Below are 2456 nucleotides of genomic sequence, written 5' to 3'. Positions count from 1 at the left end.
TGCGGCGGTCGTCGGTCCGGCCACGCTCCCTGCCTCCCTGGTTCGGCGCCTCGCGGCGCGCTACGCCTGCCGGCGTGCGGCAATCGCCTCGTACACCATGCCGACAAGCAGATCATCTGCGTCCCGGCGCCCGAACTCGGCGGCGGCGCGGGACATCTCGTACAGCCGGTGCGGATCGGCGAGCACCGGCAGGATGTTGCCCTGCACCCACTGGGGCGTCAGTTCCGCGTCATCGACGAGCAGTCCGCCGCCCGCCTTCACCACCGGCTGGGCGTTGAGCCGCTGTTCGCCGTTGCCGATGGGCAACGGCACATAGGCGGCCGGCAGCCCGACGGCGGTGAGTTCGGCGACGGTCATCGCGCCCGCACGGCAAAGCATCATGTCCGCCGCCGCGTACGCGAGGTCCATCCGGTCCACATACGGTACCGGGATGTAGGGCGGCATTCCGGGCATGTTGTCCACATGCGGCAATTCGTTCTTCGGGCCGACCGCGTGCAGGATCTGGATCCCGGAGCGCTGGAGCACCGGAGCGACCTGCTGCACCACCTCGTTGAGCCGGCGTGCGCCCTGCGAGCCGCCGGAGACCAGCAGCGTCGGCAGGTTGGGGTCGAGGCCGAAGGCCGCGCGCGCCTCGGGACGGACCCGGGCCCGGTCGAGGGTGGCGATCGTCCGGCGCAGCGGGATGCCGATGTAGCGGGCGCCCCGGAGCTTGCTGTCCGGCGTGGAGACGGCGACCGCCGCCGCGTACCGCGACCCGATCTTGTTGGCGAGGCCCGGCCTGGCGTTGGCCTCGTGCACGATGATCGGCACGCCCAGCCGCTTGGCGGCGAGGTAGCCGGGCAGCGCCACGTAGCCGCCGAAGCCGACGACGCAGTCGGCCTTCGTGCGTTCCAGGATCTGCTCGGCGGCCTTGATCGTGCCGCGGAGCCGTCCCGGGACGGTGATCAGTTCAGGGGTGGGGCGGCGCGGCAGCGGTACGGCCGGGATGAGTCCCAGTTCGTACCCCCGCTCGGGGACGAGCCTGGTCTCCAGGCCGCGCTCCGTGCCGAGGGCCGTGATCCCCACGGTGGGGTCCTGCCTGCGCAGGGCGTCCGCGAGGGCGAGCGCGGGCTCGATGTGGCCGGCGGTCCCCCCACCGGCGAGTACGACATGCACCGAAATTCACCGCTCTCCGGACGGACGCTTCTTGACGCGCCGTCTCATCGTCTTCCATCTCACCCCGGCCCGCTTCCTGCTGAAGACAGGCTGCCGCATGGCCAGGGCCGCCTTCGCGGCGGGATCGTCCCGCGCGAAGGCGATCAGCAGCCCGACGGCGAACATGGTCGGCAGCAGAGCCGATCCTCCGTAGGAGAACAGCGGCAGCGGGACTCCGGCGATCGGCAGCAGACCGAGCACCGCACCGATGTTGACCACGGCCTGGGCCGTGATCCACGTGGTGACACCTCCCGCGGCGTACCTCACGAAGGGATCCTCCGTGCGTCCGGCCACGCGAATACCCGCATAGCCTAGAGCCGCGAACAGGGCGAGCACCGACAGCGTCCCCACCAGCCCCAGTTCCTCCCCGGTGACGGCGAAGATGAAGTCGGTGTGCGGTTCGGGAAGTTGGCCCCACTTTTCCACACTGGCGCCCAGCCCCGAACCGAACCATCCGCCGGAGGCAAGAGCATAGATGCCGTGCACGGCCTGGAAGCACTCGCCGTTGGGGCCGACGTCGATCGCCCCCACGCAGGAGAACCGGGACAGCCGGTTCTCGTTGGTCTTGATCAGGACGAACCCGACCACACCCGCGAGGCCCAGCACCCCGCCGAACAGCCGGGTGGGCGCCCCGGCCAGCCACAGCAGGCCGAAGAGGATCGCGGTGAGGATGATCGCCGTACCCATGTCGCCGCCGAGCATGATCAGCCCGAGCAGCATGAAGGCGACCGGGACCAGCGGCACCAGCAGGTGCTTCCACTGCGAGAGCAGCCGCTTGTCCTGTTTGCGGGCGAGCAGGTCGGCCCCCCACAGGATCAGCGCCAGCTTGCCGAACTCGCTGGGCTGGAGCTGGAAGGGGCCTCCTACGGAGAGCCAGTTCTGGTTGCCGTTGACGGACTGCCCTATCCCGGGGACCTGGACCAGGGCCATGAGGAAGACCGTGCCGACGAGCAGCGGGTAGGAGAAGGCGCGGTGGAGCTTGGCGGGCATGCGGGAGGCGATCAGCAGCAGGGCGGTGCCGATGGCGGCGGCGAACAGCTGCTTGCGGAAGAAGTACGCGCCGGGCAGGGACAGCTCCAGCGCCTTGATCATCGAGGCGGAGTACACCATCACCAGTCCGAGGACGGTGATCAGCAGACTGCTGCCGAGGATCAGGTAGTACGCGGTGAGCGGCCGGTCCCAGGTGCGCCTGGCCTGTTCGAACCTGCGCCTGATCCCGCCGCCGCGGGGCGGCCTGGGGGCGCGGGGGCCGCCGCCCCTGC

Annotated in this window: 2 protein-coding genes; both read right to left on the bottom strand. The window is 70.4% G+C overall.

Annotated elements, in window-relative coordinates; all coding sequences use genetic code 11:
* Positions 1 to 60: 60 nt before the first annotated feature.
* Positions 61 to 1155 carry an undecaprenyldiphospho-muramoylpentapeptide beta-N-acetylglucosaminyltransferase gene (murG, locus tag GT042_RS23115; RefSeq protein ID WP_161310645.1) on the bottom strand — a complete coding sequence of 365 codons (1095 nt, stop codon included), beginning with the start codon at positions 1153 to 1155 and terminating at the stop codon, positions 61 to 63.
* 6 nt (positions 1156 to 1161) lie between these two features.
* On the bottom strand, positions 1162 to 2456 hold a 1295-nt coding region (gene ftsW / locus GT042_RS23110; protein ID WP_161310644.1), incomplete at its 5' end, for a putative lipid II flippase FtsW.

The organism is Streptomyces sp. SID3212 (assembly GCF_009865405.1).
Lineage (GTDB): Bacteria > Actinomycetota > Actinomycetes > Streptomycetales > Streptomycetaceae > Streptomyces.
The sequence above is the reverse complement of the archived record's forward strand: the minus strand, read 5'-3'. Positions and strand labels throughout refer to the sequence as shown.